Genomic DNA, 16,973 nt, shown 5'->3' with positions numbered 1-16,973 from the left:
CTAAATATATGATTGGTATAAATTTGCTAAAGTATATTGCTCACTATTTTCCCACTGAGAATGTCATCAATAAGCTTTGGCACTAACTCACTGGCTTTGCCCTCTAAATGATATTGAAATTGACTGTGGCGATCTGCTGCGACTAGATTAACCTCAATCGTTTGAGCGCCATGATGATTGGCCGTATCAACAAAACCTGCCGCCGGATAAACGGTGCCCGATGTCCCGATGGCGATAAACAGATCGCACGTGTCTAACGCGTGTTGAATTCTATCTAAACCAAAAGGCATTTCACCAAACCAAACGACATGTGGCCTGAGTCTTTGTGCCGGAATACAACAAGTACAGGTATGCCCCGGACCGAAGGGTTCTCTTAACAAAAAAGTCTGTTGAGAGCGCGGGCAACGCCCCTTAGAGAGTTCACCATGCATATGAAGCAAGCGCCTTGAGCCCGCTCTTTCGTGCAAGTCATCAATATTTTGTGTTACGACTAACAGCTCGCCTTTAAACTCTGTTTCAAGCTTAGCGAGTGCAATATGGCCGGCATTGGGTTCGATAGAGCCATTATGAAATTGTTGCCACCGTTCATTATAGAAGCCCTCTACTAGTAGTGGGTTATTGGCATAGCCTTCAGGAGTCGCAACCTCTTCAATTTTATGTTCTTCCCATAAACCATCTTGATCTCTAAAGGTACGTAACCCAGATTCAGCAGAGATCCCTGCCCCGGTCAGTATTACAATCTGCTTGTACATCTACAGTCCTTTTTTATTGGTCTTTTTATTATTTTGCCTTTTTATAGTTATATATGACATTAGGCGTTAGTATAAATGGGCAATAACAATACAAAAAGTATGCTTAAATTGCTTGTTTTATATCTAGTTAATAGCTTTTATTTACTTAAGATGCTTTATTGCAAGATCAAAGGTTTAAGTTTTCAATTTGTGCACATATAATGGCTTCAATACCCACAAATGAACTGATTAACTTATAGCTAATCGTTCTGCAATCAAGAGACCAATAATGACAGATGGAAATCAAGCACTAAAGAAAGCGGGTTTGAAAGTGACCTTACCACGAGTCAAAATTTTAGAATTGATGCAAGCGCCAGAGAATCAACACATCAGTGCTGAGGATCTCTATAAGAAATTACTCGAAATAGGTGAAGAGATCGGTCTTGCAACTGTCTATCGTGTACTTAACCAGTTTGACGATGCCGGTATTGTGACGCGCCATCACTTTGAAAGCGGTAAAGCCGTTTTCGAACTTTCATCTCAACATCATCATGACCATTTAGTTTGCTTAACATGTGGTAAAGTTATCGAGTTCTCTGATGAGATGATAGAACGTCGTCAAGACGAAATCGCCATGAAACATAATATCAAGCTGACCAATCACAGTTTGTATCTATACGGAGTTTGCACCAACGATGAGTGCGAACACGGCGACGCATAAACTATGCGTTCAACACTAAAAAACCAGCTTTATGCTGGTTTTTTTGTGCCTATTTTAAAATCTATAACACTTTATGAAACACATTCACTTTGTGTCCCATAAATTTATCGCGGTTACGCTGTTTCATACCCACTTTACGCGCCAACGCCTCGGAGCCTTTGTTACCCAGCAATATAAGTGCGATTGCTTCATGAATGTCATAATCCTTGAACCGTTCAAGTGCAGCAGCCCCCGCTTCAAAGCCTATACCCTTACCCCAATATTGTGGTAAATACCGATATCCCAACTCCACCTCATTAAATTCAGTAATAAAGGTTGGTCCACAAAAACCAATGACTTTGGCATCGGCTTTATGCTCTACAGCCCAGCGGCCGTAGCCCCTTTGCTGATAACTCGGTAAAATAACGTTTTCAAGAATCTGCGTGGCCTGAGATATTGTCGTCATGGGTTCGCCAGGAATATAAGTTAGGACTTCAGGAATACTATTCAATAAGAAGATAGCTTTGGTATCTTTAGGCTCAAAATGCCTTAATATCAGCCTGTCAGTCTCAGTAATAATCACAATTAACCCCTTCTATTCTGGCCCCAATAACTCACTAATATACCCATATTTCGTCTAATTTAGAAAGTATTAAAACATGTTTGCTTAAATGACGCCGATAGCGTTCAATAAAGTAATAGAGTCAATAACAAAGGAATGCTTTATGACTATTATGCAAAAGGTCTATTGGGTTATCGCAACCTTAGGTAACCTACTTGCCATCAATTATGTGCTAAACCAAACTGGGCTGCTCCCAAGCTTAGTCTTGATTTTTACCATTTTCTATACTGCGGTCGGTTATTTTGATATCTACCACAGCCCACACACACTTAACCGACTCTACCCCGTAGTCGCTTACTTACGTTACTTTCTAGAATCCTACCGAGTCGAGATCCAGCAGTACTTCATTGCAAATGATACCGAAGAAACCCCCTTCAATCGTGAACAACGCTCCTTGGTCTATCAACGTGCAAAAAACGTACGCGACACCATCGCTTTTGGTACCCAAAGAAACCTACTTGAAGAAAACTATTTAAGTCTTTGGCAATCACTTCACCCAAAAGAGATTGATGACAGTGCTAAACGTGTACTCATTGGTGGGCCAGACTGTTTAAAACCTTATCAGGCATCCTATTTTAACATTTCAGCCATGAGTTTTGGCTCTCTTAGCGCCAACGCAATCGAATCTCTTAATCTTGGGGCATTAAAATCAGGTTGTTACCACAATACAGGCGAAGGCGGAGTTAGCCCTTATCATCTAAAACATCAAGGTGACATTGTTTGGCAAATCGGCTCTGGTTTATTTGGTTGTCGTGATGATGCTGGTAATTTTAATCCTGTTACTTTTAAAGCCATGGCTAGTCGCCCACAAATAAAAATGATTGAGATAAAGCTGTCTCAAGGCGCTAAACCGGGCCATGGAGGGGTATTGCCTGCCGCTAAAATTACCGACGAGATTGCCGCAATCCGCCATATATCCAAAGACAGGGACTGTGTCTCTCCAGCGGTTAATCCTGAGTGTACAACCCCCAAAGATCTACTCAACTTTGTCAACACTCTGCGTGATCTTAGCGGAGGTAAACCTGTTGGCTTTAAACTTTGTATTGGTAACCCCGTTGAATTCTTAGGCCTATGTAAGGCGATGATTGAAACCGGCATAACACCTGACTTTATTACTGTCGATGGCGCCGAAGGGGGGACAGGTGCAGCACCAGTAGAATTTAGCAACCGCCTTGGCATGATGTGCCTAGAAGGTGTTTATTTTGTACATAATGCCTTAATCGGTGCGGGTCTAAGAGACAGGATTAAGATTATCGCATCTGGAAAAACGGCCTCAAGTTTCGACCTGTTAGCTAAAATTGCCATGGGCGCCGATACTGTGAACGCCGCTAGAACCATGATGATGTCGTTAGGCTGCATTCAATCTAGGCATTGCAACACCAATATGTGCCCAACAGGTATCGCTACCCAAGATCCTGCTAGAAGTAAAGCGGTCGATGTGCCCAATAAGAGTGAACGGGTAAAGAACTACCATAATAATACGCTTAACAGCTTTTTTGAACTCGTCGGAAGTATGGGGCTCGACACACCAGAAAAGCTTCAGCCTCATATGCTGAAACGTCGTACCCCCTACGGCTTACTGATGTCGGTTGGCAGCTTAATTGAGCCGCTACAAGCTAATGACCTTATCAATGAAAATCAAATAGAGGGACCATGGAGTGAATGGTGGCGCATGGCACAGACTGAGGACTTCTATTCTGAAGATATTTATATACTGTCGCCAGCGGAGCTGTCGCGACCTAGAAATGCTGTTTAGTGACATTTAATAATCGATTACAGTAACACCGCCAACCACAAGCTCATGCTTAATACAGACAGTACCGTAGATAACACTACGGTACTGGCGATTACAGCCTGTTGCGCTTGAACTTGCATCGCAACTAGATAGGCATTAACCCCCAAAGGTGAAGCACTGAGTAGAACCAAGACCGCTAAATTATCACCATCGATCGACAACAGCTTAGATCCACATAAAAATACTAAAAATGGCAGTAGCAAGAGTTTGACCATCGATGCGACAAGTGCTAATTGCCAATGACTGGTTATCTTATAAAAACTCAGGTTTGCCCCAAGCACAAACAAGGCACATGCCAAAGCCGGCTCACTGAGCAGGCGCAAACCATTAAATAAGTTATCTTCTACTTTAATCGCGAGTAAATTTAACAGTAATCCCGCAGAAATCCCCAATACAATCGGGTTGAACACTATGCCTTTTATAAACTGCCATCCATTGAATCCAGAGGTATTTTGCTTATAACTCAAAAGAAAGGTTAATGAGAAAAGCATGGCGCTATGAAAGGTGATAATCGCAAACACGTTGCCCATCATCTTCTCACCCAGCGCGCCTACGATAACGGGCAAACCAACAAGAATCGTGTTGGAATAGCTACACCCTAATCCATAAACAGCACTACTTGTGAGTAAAGCTTTACGCCCTCGCATTAGCCAGCAATATAATCCCGCACCGACCCCATAAACCCCAAGCACAGGCAGATAAAAAGCCATTAAGTTTTTAAGCTCAAAACTCTTAGCCAGATCGGCTTGGTACATATTAATGAACAAAAAAGCCGGTATGGATAGATAAAAGGTAAATAGGCTTATGCCACCGATACTTTCTTTAGTCAACGGCCCCTTGGCCGTCAGCAAATAGCCTAAGCTCGCCATAAAAAGTAATGGAAAGATGATAGTAATCGTCGACATCAAGTTAAATCCCTTAACAAATTAATACCTTTATAAATAAAGGCTTGCTAGCGTGGAGAATAGCGATCGCTATAAAGAAAGCTAGAGCGAGATTGAGCGCAGGGATAATAGCAGAGTACAGGTGGTTGTGTTAACAAGATTGGAACTTCTTGGTTTTTAGGTCAAAAATGTATCTAAAACCTTTTACCGGCAAAGCTAAATTGACACCAAATAAAAATCATAGCGACACCATGTCATCTCGAAGCGTTAGCCACATCGAAATAACTTAGTCCCTAACATAAAGATATTCAGATATAAAAAGCAGAACTTTAAAGCAAGAGCATACTACTTACTAGACACATTAAGCGGAATAATATTACAGAAGATCTCCTTCTCGAACTGCTGCTCTAAGCGATCGCGCCATGACTGCTTGTTAATTGGCACTAGGTAAAAATGCTCTCTAGACGTATCTGTTACAAAGGCTAACCCATGACGCATTAGCTCAAAGTGGATATCGTTAACAAAATCCGCAGAAAAGTTTTGGCGACCCGTTAACTGATTGATATCTTTACGGGTGAGCGAAACACCTTCGTTGAGTTCACCAAACCTCATTCGCAGCCAATCAGAAAATTCTTTTGCACTAACCATCGACATAAAAGTTACCTACAAGTTCCCTATAGATAAATTAGGTATAACAGATTGTTAAAACTACGCCATATTTTTGACAAAATAAGGCGAATTTATCGCCAATAGTTCTAGTTTTGCCCCTCTTGGTAGAATTAAACTCTAAAAACAAACTGACAAAATTGAAAAATTACACTTACCTTTATTGTAAGCATGAAGAGCAGGCAACAAAAAAGGCGCTAAAAGCGCCTTTTTTAAACAAGGTTAGAAATTACCAACCTGTTTTAGTGCGTAGTGCCTTACCGATATCAGCAAGTGAACGTACAGTCGTTACGCCTGCGGCTTCTAGCGCTGCAAACTTATCTTCTGCCGTACCTTTACCACCAGCGATAATTGCGCCAGCATGGCCCATACGCTTGCCTTCAGGTGCAGTTACACCAGCAATGTATGAAACAACAGGCTTAGTTACGTTAGCCTTGATGTAATCAGCCGCTTCTTCTTCAGCAGTACCGCCAATTTCACCAATCATAACGATAGCTTCTGTTTGCGGATCGTTTTGGAACATTTCCAATACGTCGATGAAGTTCGTACCAGGAATTGGGTCACCACCAATACCAACACAAGTTGATTGGCCAAAGCCTTCGTCAGTCGTCTGCTTAACCGCTTCGTACGTCAACGTACCTGAACGAGAAACAATACCGACTTTACCTGGCTTATGAATGTGACCAGGCATGATACCAATCTTACACTCACCAGGAGTGATAACACCTGGGCAGTTTGGACCAATCATGCGTACGCCAGTTTCTTCAAGTTTAACTTTAACTTGAAGCATATCTAACGTTGGGATCCCTTCAGTAATACATACGATTAGCTCGATGCCACCGTCGATTGCTTCTAGGATTGCATCTTTACAGAAAGGTGCAGGTACATAGATAACTGATGCTGTAGCACCGGTTACTTCAACCGCGTCTTTAACAGTATTGAATACTGGAAGACCTAGGTGAATTTGACCACCTTTTCCTGGAGAAACACCACCAACCATCTTAGTGCCGTAAGCGATGGCTTGCTCAGAGTGGAACGTACCTTGACCACCAGTAAAACCTTGACAGATAACTTTGGTATCTTTGTTAATTAATACAGACATTATTTGCCCTCCGCAGCTTTAACTACTTGCTCAGCCGCGTCAGTTAGACTTGTAGCAGCGATAATATCTAGATCTGAGTTTGCAAGAACTTCACGACCAAGATCAGCGTTTGTACCTTCAAGACGAACAACAACCGGTACTTGTACACCCACTTCTTTAACTGCGCCAATGATGCCTTCAGCAATCATGTCACAGCGAACGATACCGCCAAAGATGTTAACAAGAACCGCTTTAACGTTAGAATCAGACAAGATGATCTTAAATGCTTCAGCTACACGCTCTTTGGTTGCTCCGCCGCCAACGTCTAGGAAGTTAGCAGGCTTGCCACCATGAAGGTTTACGATATCCATCGTACCCATTGCAAGGCCAGCACCGTTAACCATGCAGCCAACGTTGCCGTCTAGTGCAACATAGTTAAGCTCAAACTTAGCCGCGTGAGCTTCACGAGCATCATCTTGTGATGGGTCGTGCATTTCACGGATTTTAGGCTGACGGAACAGTGCGTTGCCGTCGATACCAATCTTGCCATCTAGACAGTGAATGTTGCCTTCTTCAGTGATAACAAGAGGGTTGATTTCAAGTAGCGCGAAATCATGATCTTCAAACATCTTCGCTAAGCCCATAAAGACCTTAGTGAACTGCTTCATTTGAGTCGGGTTTAGACCCAACTTGAAGCCAAGATCGCGAGCCTGGTATGGTTGAGGACCCGTTAGCGGATCGATGATAGCTTTGTGAATCAGCTCTGGCGTTTCTTCAGCCACAGTTTCAATTTCAACACCGCCTTCAGTAGATGCCATAAACACAACGCGTCGTGTTGAACGGTCTACAACTGCACCTAAGTACAATTCATTTGCAATGTCAGTACAGCTTTCAACTAAGATTTTAGCTACTGGCTGACCTTTCTCATCAGTTTGGTAAGTAACAAGGTTCTTACCTAACCAATGTTCAGCGAAAGCGCGGATCTCTTCTTTATCACCGGTGACTTTAACGCCACCTGCTTTACCACGGCCGCCAGCGTGTACTTGACACTTAACAACCCACATATCACCGCCAATATGGCCTGCTGCTTCAACTGCTTCTTGGGCAGTATCACATGCAAAACCTTCTGACACTGGTAAACCATATTCGGCAAATAGAGCTTTTGCCTGATACTCATGCAAATTCATGATGATCTATCCATTCTACTTCTTATAAATTTTTCAACAGGCCCAAAAGGGCCTGCAACGAGGGTATTGCCTGCCTTGACCTAAAGGTCAAGTAACAGACGAGTTGGATCTTCAAGGAAGTCTTTAATAGCAACCAAGTAACCAACTGATTCACGACCATCTACAATACGGTGATCGTAAGAAAGTGCGAGGTACATCATAGGCAGGATTTCAACCTGACCATTTACTGCCATTGGGCGATCTTTAATGGCATGCATGCCTAAGATTGCGCTTTGTGGCAAATTCAGAATTGGAGTTGACATCAATGAGCCAAATACACCACCGTTAGTCACGGTGAAGTTACCACCCGTCATGTCTTCAACCGTTAACTTACCGTCACGGCCCTTAATCGCTAATTCACGAACGTTACGCTCGATATCAGCAAGGCTCATTTTGTCAGTGTCACGCAGAACAGGTGTCACTAGACCACGCGGTGTCGATACTGCAATGCTGATGTCGAAATAGTTATGATAAACAATCTCATCACCATCTATTGAAGCGTTAACTTCCGGGAAACGCTTAAGCGCTTCAGTAACAGCCTTAACATAGAAAGACATGAAACCTAGACGAATGCCGTGGCGCTTCTCAAAAATCTCTTGATATTGCTTACGGATATCCATAATTGGCTTCATGTTAACTTCGTTAAACGTCGTTAGCATAGCCGTCGAGTTTTTCGCTTCTAGCAGACGATTAGCAATCGTTTTACGAAGGCGTGTCATTGGCACACGCTTTTCGCTGCGTTCAGCTAATGGAGCAACCACAGCAGGAACGCTCGCAGCAGGAGCTGAAGCCGCAGGCTTATTTTTCACAAAAGCCTCAACGTCTTCTTTAGTGATGCGTCCACCAACACCCGACCCTTTAACAGCATTAGCATCAACATTGTGCTCTGCAATTAAACGACGAACTGATGGGCTTAGTGCGTCATTTGACTCGTCAGATGCATCACCTGCTGGTGCAGCCGCTTCTGCTTCTGCTTTGGTGACTTCTTGACCGGCTACAGCGCCTGCCACGAAGCTTGCGATAACAGCTTCACCTAGAACGGTGTCGCCTTCCTGAGCTAAAAACTCAGCAATTTGGCCATCTTCTGGTGCAACAACTTCTAGTACAACTTTATCAGTTTCAATATCAACAAGGATTTGATCACGAGAAACTTGCTCGCCAGCTTGAACATGCCATGTAGCAATAGTTGCATCAGCAACTGATTCTGGCAAAACGGGTACCTTAATTTCGATACTCATGGATTACGATCCTTTTATATAATGTCTATTACTACAGTTTTAACGCACTGCTGATTAATGATTCTTGTTGCTGAGCGTGCAATGCAGGGTAACCGCATGCTGGTGCAGCTGACGCTTCACGTCCGGCGTAGCTCAATTGAGCTCCAGACGGAATGACGTTCCAGAAATGGTGCTGACTACAATACCAAGCACCTTGGTTTTGTGGCTCTTCTTGGCACCAAACAAAATCTGTAACGTGAGCATAATCGCGAAGTGCCGCAGCCGCTTCTTCATGTGGGAACGGGTACAATTGTTCAACACGAATTAACGCAACGTTTTCTAAGCCTTCTTTGCGACGACGCTCAAGTAGCTCAAAGTAAACTTTTCCGCTACAAAATACGACTCTATCGACGTTAGTTGCATTCAATTCATCGATTTCGCCAATTACATTTTGGAACGTACCTTGGGCTAACTCTTCTAAGCTTGAAACCGCTAACGGATGACGCAGTAAAGACTTAGGTGACATCACCACAAGTGGACGACGCATAGGACGTACAACTTGGCGACGCAACATATGGTAAACCTGAGCTGGCGTCGACGGCACACACACTTGCATGTTGTGGTTAGCACAAAGCTGCAAGAAGCGCTCTAAACGTGCACTTGAATGCTCTGGGCCTTGGCCTTCGTAACCATGTGGCAATAGCATAGTTAGACCACATAAACGGCCCCACTTCTGCTCACCCGATGATAAGAACTGATCGATTACCACTTGAGCGCAGTTAGCGAAATCACCAAACTGTGCTTCCCATAGTGTCAGTCCACCAGGTTCTGCCGTTGCATAACCATATTCAAACGCCAGCACCGATGCTTCAGATAACACAGAGTCAATTAAATCAATTGGTCCCTGCTCTTCAGCAATGTTGCGTAGCGGCATGTAAGCCGTGGCATCATTTTGATTATGAAGCACTGCATGACGATGGAAGAAGGTACCGCGACCAGAATCTTGACCAGTAATGCGAATACGCTTGTTATCTTCTAATATCGATGCATAAGCCAATGTCTCGGCAAAGCCCCAATCCAGTAGTTTTTCACCCGCTGCCATGGCTAAACGATCATTATAAATCTTAGCTACTCGTGATTGCAGCTTATGGCTTTCAGGCACATAACTGATTTTATCGGCTAGATTCTTGATGCGGTCAAGCGACATATGTGCATCGTATTCATCATTCCACTCGGCACCGATATAAGGGCTCCAGTCGACTGAATGCAATGTCATTGGGCGCCATTCTTTAACAACGCAATCACCGTCATCAAGTGCATCACGATAAGCATTCACCATAGACGTTACGTCTTCGCTACCCATTGCATTTTCAGCAATGAGTCTGTCAGCGTAGATTTTTCTAGGTGTTGGATGCTTCTTGATTTTCGCGTACATCAATGGCTGAGTGGCACTCGGCTCATCGGCTTCGTTATGGCCATGACGACGATAACAAACCAAATCGATAACCACATCGCGCTTGAATTCGTTACGGTAATCAACAGCCAACTGTGAAACAAACGTGACCGCTTCTGGGTCATCGGCATTCACGTGGAAAATCGGTGCCTGTACCATCTTAGCGATATCAGTACAGTACTCTGTAGAGCGTACGTCTTCGGTTAAGTTAGTGGTAAAACCAACTTGGTTGTTGACTACAATGCGGATACTGCCGCCAACCTTAAAGCCACGGGTCTGTGACATGTTAAAGGTTTCTTGCACAATGCCCTGCCCGGTAATTGCCGAGTCACCATGAATGGTAATTGGCATCACCTGCAGACCCGTATCGCAACCGCGACGGTCAAGACGCGCACGCACAGAACCGATAACTACAGGGTTAACGATTTCAAGGTGAGATGGGTTAAAGGCGAGAGCTAGGTGAACGTTGCCACCTGGCGTTTCGAAATCAGACGAGAAACCTTGGTGATATTTAACGTCACCCGAGCCATTTAGCTCATCGCTGTGCTTGCCAGCGAATTCGTCAAACAATTCTGATGGCTTCTTACCAAGAATGTTAACGAGTACGTTCAAACGGCCACGGTGCGCCATACCAATAACGACTTCTTTAGTGCCGGCATCACCTGCGCGATAAATAATTTCACGCATCATAGGAACCAGTGCATCACCGCCTTCTAGCGAGAAGCGCTTTGCTCCAGGGAACTTAGCACCTAGGTATTTTTCCATACCTTCAGCGGCGTTGAGCCCTTCAAGAATTCGTGTCTTATCTTCTTTTGAGTATTGTGCAGCACCCAGAGATGGTTCAAGACGTTGTTGGATCCAACGTTTCTCATCCGTATCGGTAATGTGCATATACTCAGCACCGATAGAACCACAATAGGTGGCCTTTAGTGCTTTAACGAGATCCACCAGCTTCATGGTTTCGCCACCATGAGCAAATGAACCCGTGTTAAATTGACGCTGCATATCATCGCTATCTAAGCCGTGAAATGCTGGGTCTAACTCAGATACCTTAACGCGCTTCCAAATATCAAGCGGATCTAAATTGGCATTCTGATGACCACGGAAACGGTGAGCGTTAATTAACTGTAGGACCTTAACTTGTTTTGCATCGACTTCATGATCGGTCACCTTAGGTGAGCCTTTCTGACGTCCATCTAATGCAAGACTACGAAAATAGTCGCGTACTTTAGAGTGGGCAGCTTCTGGTACATCCGCTGATGAACCATTAACTAGAGGGAGGTTATCAAACACGACACGCCAGTCTTCAGTAACCGACTGTGGATCGACTTGATAGGCTTCATACATCTCTTCTACATAGGTCGAATTCGCGCCATTAAGGTGTGACGATTCGAGCCAGGCTTTCATGATGCCTTGGTGCATTTCTATTCCTTTCAAACTGTATACACGTGCTTAGCCAAAGTCATAAATACAGATTCTTTGAGCAAACCTCAAAGGATTTGTAATCTCTGTAGCCCCTAGAGTTCCAGATTATCGTTATATTTGTCTTCCATGACACAAAAAAGAGCCACTCTCCACTAGAGAAGTGGCTCATATAGAGCTATATCAATATCGGCTCTTGGTACTGCATCTAAACGGCTCTCTGCAGAAGCATAGACTTAATGTGTCCAATTGCTTTTGTCGGATTAAGCCCTTTAGGACAAACGTCAACACAGTTCATAATGCCGTGACAGCGGAACACGCTGTAAGCGTCATCAAGCCCAGATAAACGCTCTTCAGTCGCCGTATCACGACTGTCAATCAAGAAGCGATAAGCATGTAGCAAACCACTTGGACCGATGAACTTGTCTGGGTTCCACCAGAATGAAGGACAAGCCGTAGAACAACATGCACACATAATACACTCATAGAGTCCATCTAAATGCTCACGCTCTTCTGGTGATTGCAGATGTTCACGCGCAGGTGTTTTTTCATCGTTAATCAAGAAAGGCTTAATCTTCTCGTACTGGGTATAGAACTGAGTTAGGTCGACAATCAAGTCACGCACCACAGGCATGCCTGGTAACGGACGGATTTCGATTTTCTTACCTTTGAAGGTAGAAACGGGCGTGATACACGCTAGACCATTTTTACCATTCATGTTGATACCATCACTGCCACATACACCTTCACGGCATGAACGTCTAAACGCGAGTGTTGGATCTAACTCTTTTAGCTTAAGCAGTGCATCAAGGACCATCATATCGGTACCTTCATCCACTTCTAAACTGTAATCCTTCATGTATGGCTTAGTGTCTACATCGGGATTGTAGCGATAAACTGCAAATTCCAATTTCATCGGGGCTTCTCCTTAGTAGGTACGCTTGATTGGCGGGAATGCGGCGCGGAGTTTAGGCTCCATGTTCACATCACGCTTAGTCATAAGCTCGGTTACTGGGTCATAAATACTGTGACATAACCAGTTTTCATCATCACGCTCTAAGTAATCTTCACGTGAATGCGCGCCGCGGCTTTCGGTACGGAAGTTAGCCGCCGTTGCCGTGGCAATCGCTGTCGCCATCAAGTTATCTAACTCTAAACATTCAATACGTTGAGTATTAAATTCAGTGGAGTTGTCAGATAGTTTTGCATTAGCTAAACGTTCACGAATGGCTTTAAGCTCTTTCAAGCCCTCAGCCATCGCATCACCACTTCTAAATACTGAGAAATTAAGCTGCATACAAAGCTGTAAGTCTTTACGGATAACCGTTGGGTCTTCACCATCTTTGTTGCTTTCCCAGCGATTTAGGCGAGCAAGTGACGCATCAATATCAGCTTGTGTTGCATCTTTAGCGATTGGCGTTTCGTCCAATGCTTTACCTAGGTGTTGCCCCGCTGCTCGACCAAATACTACAAGATCTAACAATGAGTTACCACCCAATCGGTTAGCACCATGCACCGATACGCACGCTATTTCGCCAACGGCAAAAAGACCGGTGACTTCTTCTTCGCTGCCATCGCTATTTTGACGAACAACTTGACCACTGACTTTAGCTGGTAAGCCACCCATCATGTAGTGACAAGTCGGCAAAACGGGGATTGGACCATCAGCTGGATCGATATGTGCGAACGTGCGAGACAATTCACAAACACCTGGAAGACGTGCTTCAAGGGTTTCTTTACCTAAGTGATCAAGCTTAAGTAAACAGTGCGGGCCTAATGGGCCATCGAGACCACGACCTTCGCGAATTTCAGTCATCATTGAACGTGCTACCACGTCACGAGATGCCAAATCTTTTGCATTAGGTGCGTAACGCTCCATGAAACGTTCGCCGTCTTTATTAAGCAGGTATCCGCCTTCACCACGACAGCCTTCAGTAACCAAAACACCTGCGCCAGCGATACCCGTTGGGTGGAACTGCCACATTTCCATGTCTTGCATCTGCACGCCAGCGCGCATTGCCATACCCACACCGTCGCCAGTGTTAATATGAGCGTTAGTAGTAGAGGCGTAAATACGCCCTGCTCCACCGGTCGCTAGCACTGTTGCTTTCGCTTTAAAGTAAACAATTTCGCCGGTTTCAATTTCAATGGCTGTACAACCAACAATCACACCGTCTTCATTTTTAACCAAGTCGAGTGCATACCACTCAGAGAAGACTTCAGTCTTATGTTTAACGTTTTGCTGGTAAAGGCAATGCAATAATGCGTGACCGGTACGGTCTGCTGCAGCTGCGGTACGCGCCGCTTGCTCGCCACCAAAGTTTCTAGATTGGCCGCCAAATGGGCGCTGATAGATAGTGCCGTTTTCGAAACGCGAGAAAGGTAAACCCATATGCTCAAGCTCAATAACGGCTTCAGGACCGGTCTTACACATAAACTCAATCGCTTCTTGGTCACCGATAAAATCGGAACCTTTCACGGTATCGTACATGTGTTGTTCCCAGTGATCTTCGTGCGCATTACCAAGGGCTACAGTAATACCACCCTGTGCTGATACCGTATGAGAACGAGTTGGGAATACTTTAGATAACAGCGCACAGCTCTTACCTTCTTTAGAAATCTGTAGAGCGGCACGCATACCGGCGCCACCAGCACCGATTACAACCGCGTCAAATTCGCGAACTGGAATACCCACTTAAACACCCCACACAATCAAAATGCCTGCGACCAAATAACTGAAGGCTGCTACGACAAAAACAAACTGAAGTACACCACGTAGAGAAACACACTTTACATAATCAGTCAGCACCTGCCAGATCCCAATCCAGGCATGTATCAACACTGCTACTAGCGCGAGTACGGTGAAGACTTTCATTGGCAATGTGCTAAATAAGCCATGCCATGCGTCATAAGTTAGTGGAGAGCTACATGCGATAAACCCAACCAAGAAAATGGTATAACAGGCTAGGATTACTGCACTTGCACGTATAAGAATAAAGTCATGGACACCGCTGCGTCCAAGACTTGCTGCGTTAGTTACCATACCCAAATCCCCGCAATGATTGAAAACACTACTGACAAGGCAATAGCGACTTTAGCCGAAGTTACACCAGAAGAAAGTTCTTCCCAGTAGCCAGCATCCATCACTAAGTGGCGAATACCCACTATTAAGTGATAACCCAGCGCGGTAAGAATTCCCCAAACGATGAACTTAACAACAAAGTTATCAAAAAGAGATTGGACGCCAGCGAAACTCTCGGCTGATGCTAATGATTCATTAAGCAACCAGATAAGAATAGCGACGGCAAACAGCATGATGACACCCGATACACGATGGAGGATCGACGCGATCGCTGTTGCAGGGAAGCGTATGGTCTGCAGATCTAAATGGACAGGTCTTTGCTTTTTCACGTTCTGCTCACTCTGCTCAATTGAGCTAATTTTTGTTATACGAACCGCTTTTGCTTAAATTCTAATCAGTGATTTAGATCACGGTTTAGAACTTTTACAAAAGAAAACTTAAACAAACATTTAACAGTTTTAGCAATCACTAATTAAGCATGCAAACTAGTGATAACTAATCGCCAATGTATGCAGCTCTTCTGAGCTGCGGCAAGTATACGTGGGTGAAATGTCAAATACAAACATCACATTATGCAAAAATTGTTTTTTTGGTAAAAAAATCTGCCAAGCCGCTGTTCACACAAGTACTTAAGATGATTTAAGACCATGGTCTAACAAATTTAAACGCTTATTTAAATTGAAATGTGATCTAGATTCACTGTAAAGTGTTGACGTTTGATAAGCCGCACTCAATAAGAATGAAGTAAGGAGAATGGGGTATGGCTGATAATATAGCCACATTAGAACTACCAGGGAATGATTCAATCGAACTGCCTATTAAAGAAGGTACGGCAGGTTTTGATGTAATCGACATCAGTAAGCTAGGTAGCAAAGGTTACTTTACTTTCGATCCAGGATTTCTAGCGACCGGATCTTGTGAATCTGCAATTACTTATATCGACGGCGAACAAGGAATACTGCTTCACCGCGGTTACCCAATTGACCAGCTGGCGGTAGAATCTAGTTACTTAGATTTATGTTATTTATTGCTTTATGGTGAGCTTCCAAATAAAGCACAATACGATGAATTCGTATACACAGTAAAAACGCACACCATGGTGAATGAGCAGTTGTCTGCTTTCTTTGCAGGCTTCAGACCTGATGCTCATCCAATGGCAATGCTATGTGGTGTAACAGGGGCTTTATCGGCATTTTACCAAGACTCTTTGGATGTAAATGACGAGCGTCACCGTGAAATTGCGGCCTATCGTTTGGTGTCAAAAATGCCAACAATTGCCGCGATGTGTTACAAATATTCAATCGGCCAGCCGTTTGTCTATCCACGTAACGAGTTAAGCTATGCGGGTAACTTCTTAAGCATGATGTTCGCTGTACCATGTGAAGAATACAAGGTTAACCCAATCGTAGAACGCGCAATGGATCGTATTTTCATCCTACACGCTGACCACGAGCAAAACGCGTCAACGTCTACCGTTCGTTTAGCCGGTTCTTCAGGTGCTAACCCGTTTGCATGTATTGCTGCAGGTATCGCATCACTATGGGGGCCCGCACACGGTGGCGCTAATGAAGCATGCTTAAATATGCTGGAAGAAATCGGCACTGTTGATCGCATTCCTGAGTTTATTGCACGTGCTAAAGACAAAGAAGATCCATTCCGTCTAATGGGCTTCGGTCACCGCGTTTACAAGAACTTCGACCCTCGCGCTAAGGTAATGCGTGAGACCTGTCATGAAGTGCTTGCTGAACTAAAAGTGAACGATCCGCTGCTAGATGTGGCAATGGAGCTAGAGCGTATAGCACTGGAAGACGAGTACTTCGTCTCTAAGAAGCTTTATCCAAATGTTGATTTCTACTCAGGGATCATCATGAAAGCGATTGGTATTCCAACAAGTATGTTCACGGTATTGTTTGCGTTAGCGCGTACAGTCGGTTGGATTGCTCACTGGAAAGAGATGCTAGATCAGCCTGGTCATAAGATCAGTCGTCCTCGCCAGCTCTATACCGGTGATGCTAAGCGTGACTTTGTCGACTTAGATAAACGCGGTTAACAGCTTATTGATGCGCTCATTTAAACTCGTCATTTAAGTAGAGA

At 44.2% G+C, this 16,973-nt stretch carries 15 protein-coding genes; 3 read left to right on the top strand and 12 right to left on the bottom strand.

Annotated elements, in window-relative coordinates:
• Positions 1 to 26: 26 nt before the first annotated feature.
• Positions 27 to 752, bottom strand: coding sequence for a Sir2 family NAD+-dependent deacetylase (gene cobB / locus ACVBIL_RS09520; RefSeq protein ID WP_447166740.1), 726 nt, complete (start codon positions 750 to 752; stop codon positions 27 to 29).
• Positions 753 to 1,020: 268 nt separating this feature from the next.
• Between cobB and fur the strand changes: the two genes are divergently transcribed.
• The gene (gene fur / locus ACVBIL_RS09515) at positions 1,021 to 1,452 is read left to right on the top strand and encodes a ferric iron uptake transcriptional regulator (RefSeq protein WP_447166739.1); all 432 of its coding nucleotides are present in this window, start codon (positions 1,021 to 1,023) and stop codon (positions 1,450 to 1,452) included.
• A 61-nt stretch (positions 1,453 to 1,513) separates the two neighbouring features.
• Here the strand turns inward: fur and ACVBIL_RS09510 are convergent, their stop codons facing one another.
• Positions 1,514 to 2,014, bottom strand: coding sequence for a GNAT family N-acetyltransferase (locus ACVBIL_RS09510; RefSeq protein ID WP_447166738.1), 501 nt, complete (start codon positions 2,012 to 2,014; stop codon positions 1,514 to 1,516).
• A gap of 142 nt (positions 2,015 to 2,156) precedes the next feature.
• Here ACVBIL_RS09510 and ACVBIL_RS09505 point away from each other — a divergent pair, with 142 nt between their 5' ends.
• Positions 2,157 to 3,809 (top strand): FMN-binding glutamate synthase family protein, encoded by a 1,653-nt coding sequence (locus tag ACVBIL_RS09505; RefSeq protein ID WP_447166737.1) that lies wholly within the window; start codon positions 2,157 to 2,159, stop codon positions 3,807 to 3,809.
• 17 nt (positions 3,810 to 3,826) lie between these two features.
• Here the strand turns inward: ACVBIL_RS09505 and ACVBIL_RS09500 are convergent, their stop codons facing one another.
• The 10 genes from ACVBIL_RS09500 to sdhC form a co-directional block, all read right to left on the bottom strand.
• Positions 3,827 to 4,753 carry an AEC family transporter gene (locus ACVBIL_RS09500; protein ID WP_447166736.1) on the bottom strand — a complete coding sequence of 309 codons (927 nt, stop codon included), beginning with the start codon at positions 4,751 to 4,753 and terminating at the stop codon, positions 3,827 to 3,829.
• A gap of 324 nt (positions 4,754 to 5,077) precedes the next feature.
• Entirely contained in the window at positions 5,078 to 5,386 is a 309-nt protein-coding gene (locus ACVBIL_RS09495; RefSeq protein ID WP_447162228.1) for a hypothetical protein, read from the bottom strand.
• A gap of 241 nt (positions 5,387 to 5,627) precedes the next feature.
• Entirely contained in the window at positions 5,628 to 6,500 is an 873-nt protein-coding gene (sucD, locus tag ACVBIL_RS09490) for a succinate--CoA ligase subunit alpha (RefSeq protein ID WP_447166735.1), read from the bottom strand.
• On the bottom strand, positions 6,500 to 7,666 hold the full coding sequence (sucC, locus tag ACVBIL_RS09485; protein WP_447166734.1) for an ADP-forming succinate--CoA ligase subunit beta: 1,167 nt from the start codon (positions 7,664 to 7,666) through the stop codon (positions 6,500 to 6,502). Before sucC ends, sucD begins: the two co-directional genes overlap by 1 nt.
• An 80-nt stretch (positions 7,667 to 7,746) precedes the next feature.
• Positions 7,747 to 8,943 (bottom strand): 2-oxoglutarate dehydrogenase complex dihydrolipoyllysine-residue succinyltransferase, encoded by a 1,197-nt coding sequence (gene odhB, locus ACVBIL_RS09480; RefSeq protein ID WP_447166733.1) that lies wholly within the window; start codon positions 8,941 to 8,943, stop codon positions 7,747 to 7,749.
• 31 nt (positions 8,944 to 8,974) lie between these two features.
• Positions 8,975 to 11,797 carry a 2-oxoglutarate dehydrogenase E1 component gene (gene sucA, locus ACVBIL_RS09475; protein ID WP_447166732.1) on the bottom strand — a complete coding sequence of 941 codons (2,823 nt, stop codon included), beginning with the start codon at positions 11,795 to 11,797 and terminating at the stop codon, positions 8,975 to 8,977.
• 208 nt (positions 11,798 to 12,005) lie between these two features.
• Entirely contained in the window at positions 12,006 to 12,713 is a 708-nt protein-coding gene (locus ACVBIL_RS09470) for a succinate dehydrogenase iron-sulfur subunit (protein WP_220781975.1), read from the bottom strand.
• Positions 12,714 to 12,725: 12 nt separating this feature from the next.
• A complete protein-coding gene (gene sdhA, locus ACVBIL_RS09465) occupies positions 12,726 to 14,492 on the bottom strand; it encodes a succinate dehydrogenase flavoprotein subunit (protein WP_447166731.1) in 1,767 nt (588 codons plus the stop codon).
• Complete coding sequence (gene sdhD, locus ACVBIL_RS09460) at positions 14,493 to 14,840, bottom strand: succinate dehydrogenase, hydrophobic membrane anchor protein (RefSeq protein ID WP_447166730.1); 348 nt, start codon at positions 14,838 to 14,840, stop codon at positions 14,493 to 14,495.
• Positions 14,834 to 15,229, bottom strand: a complete 396-nt coding sequence (gene sdhC, locus ACVBIL_RS09455) for a succinate dehydrogenase cytochrome b556 subunit (protein ID WP_447166801.1) — start codon at positions 15,227 to 15,229, stop codon at positions 14,834 to 14,836. The genes sdhD and sdhC overlap by 7 nt, the downstream gene beginning before the upstream one ends.
• A 410-nt stretch (positions 15,230 to 15,639) precedes the next feature.
• Between sdhC and ACVBIL_RS09450 the strand changes: the two genes are divergently transcribed.
• A complete protein-coding gene (locus ACVBIL_RS09450) occupies positions 15,640 to 16,929 on the top strand; it encodes a citrate synthase (protein ID WP_447166729.1) in 1,290 nt (429 codons plus the stop codon).
• Positions 16,930 to 16,973 lie beyond the last annotated feature (44 nt).

The sequence above is a fragment of the Shewanella sp. 125m-7 genome (assembly GCF_052977045.1).
Note: the sequence above shows the minus strand (reverse complement) of the source record. Positions and strands in the feature narration are given on the sequence as shown.

Coding starts and splice junctions, on each gene's coding strand:
- cobB (WP_447166740.1), bottom strand. CDS start 752: ATGTACAAGCAGATTGTAATACTGACCGGGGCAGGGATCTCTGCTGAA.
- fur (WP_447166739.1), top strand. CDS start 1,021: ATGACAGATGGAAATCAAGCACTAAAGAAAGCGGGTTTGAAAGTGACC.
- ACVBIL_RS09505 (WP_447166737.1), top strand. CDS start 2,157: ATGACTATTATGCAAAAGGTCTATTGGGTTATCGCAACCTTAGGTAAC.
- ACVBIL_RS09500 (WP_447166736.1), bottom strand. CDS start 4,753: ATGTCGACGATTACTATCATCTTTCCATTACTTTTTATGGCGAGCTTA.
- ACVBIL_RS09495 (WP_447162228.1), bottom strand. CDS start 5,386: ATGTCGATGGTTAGTGCAAAAGAATTTTCTGATTGGCTGCGAATGAGG.
- sucD (WP_447166735.1), bottom strand. CDS start 6,500: ATGTCTGTATTAATTAACAAAGATACCAAAGTTATCTGTCAAGGTTTT.
- sucC (WP_447166734.1), bottom strand. CDS start 7,666: ATGAATTTGCATGAGTATCAGGCAAAAGCTCTATTTGCCGAATATGGT.
- odhB (WP_447166733.1), bottom strand. CDS start 8,943: ATGAGTATCGAAATTAAGGTACCCGTTTTGCCAGAATCAGTTGCTGAT.
- sucA (WP_447166732.1), bottom strand. CDS start 11,797: ATGCACCAAGGCATCATGAAAGCCTGGCTCGAATCGTCACACCTTAAT.
- ACVBIL_RS09470 (WP_220781975.1), bottom strand. CDS start 12,713: ATGAAATTGGAATTTGCAGTTTATCGCTACAATCCCGATGTAGACACT.
- sdhD (WP_447166730.1), bottom strand. CDS start 14,840: ATGGTAACTAACGCAGCAAGTCTTGGACGCAGCGGTGTCCATGACTTT.
- ACVBIL_RS09450 (WP_447166729.1), top strand. CDS start 15,640: ATGGCTGATAATATAGCCACATTAGAACTACCAGGGAATGATTCAATC.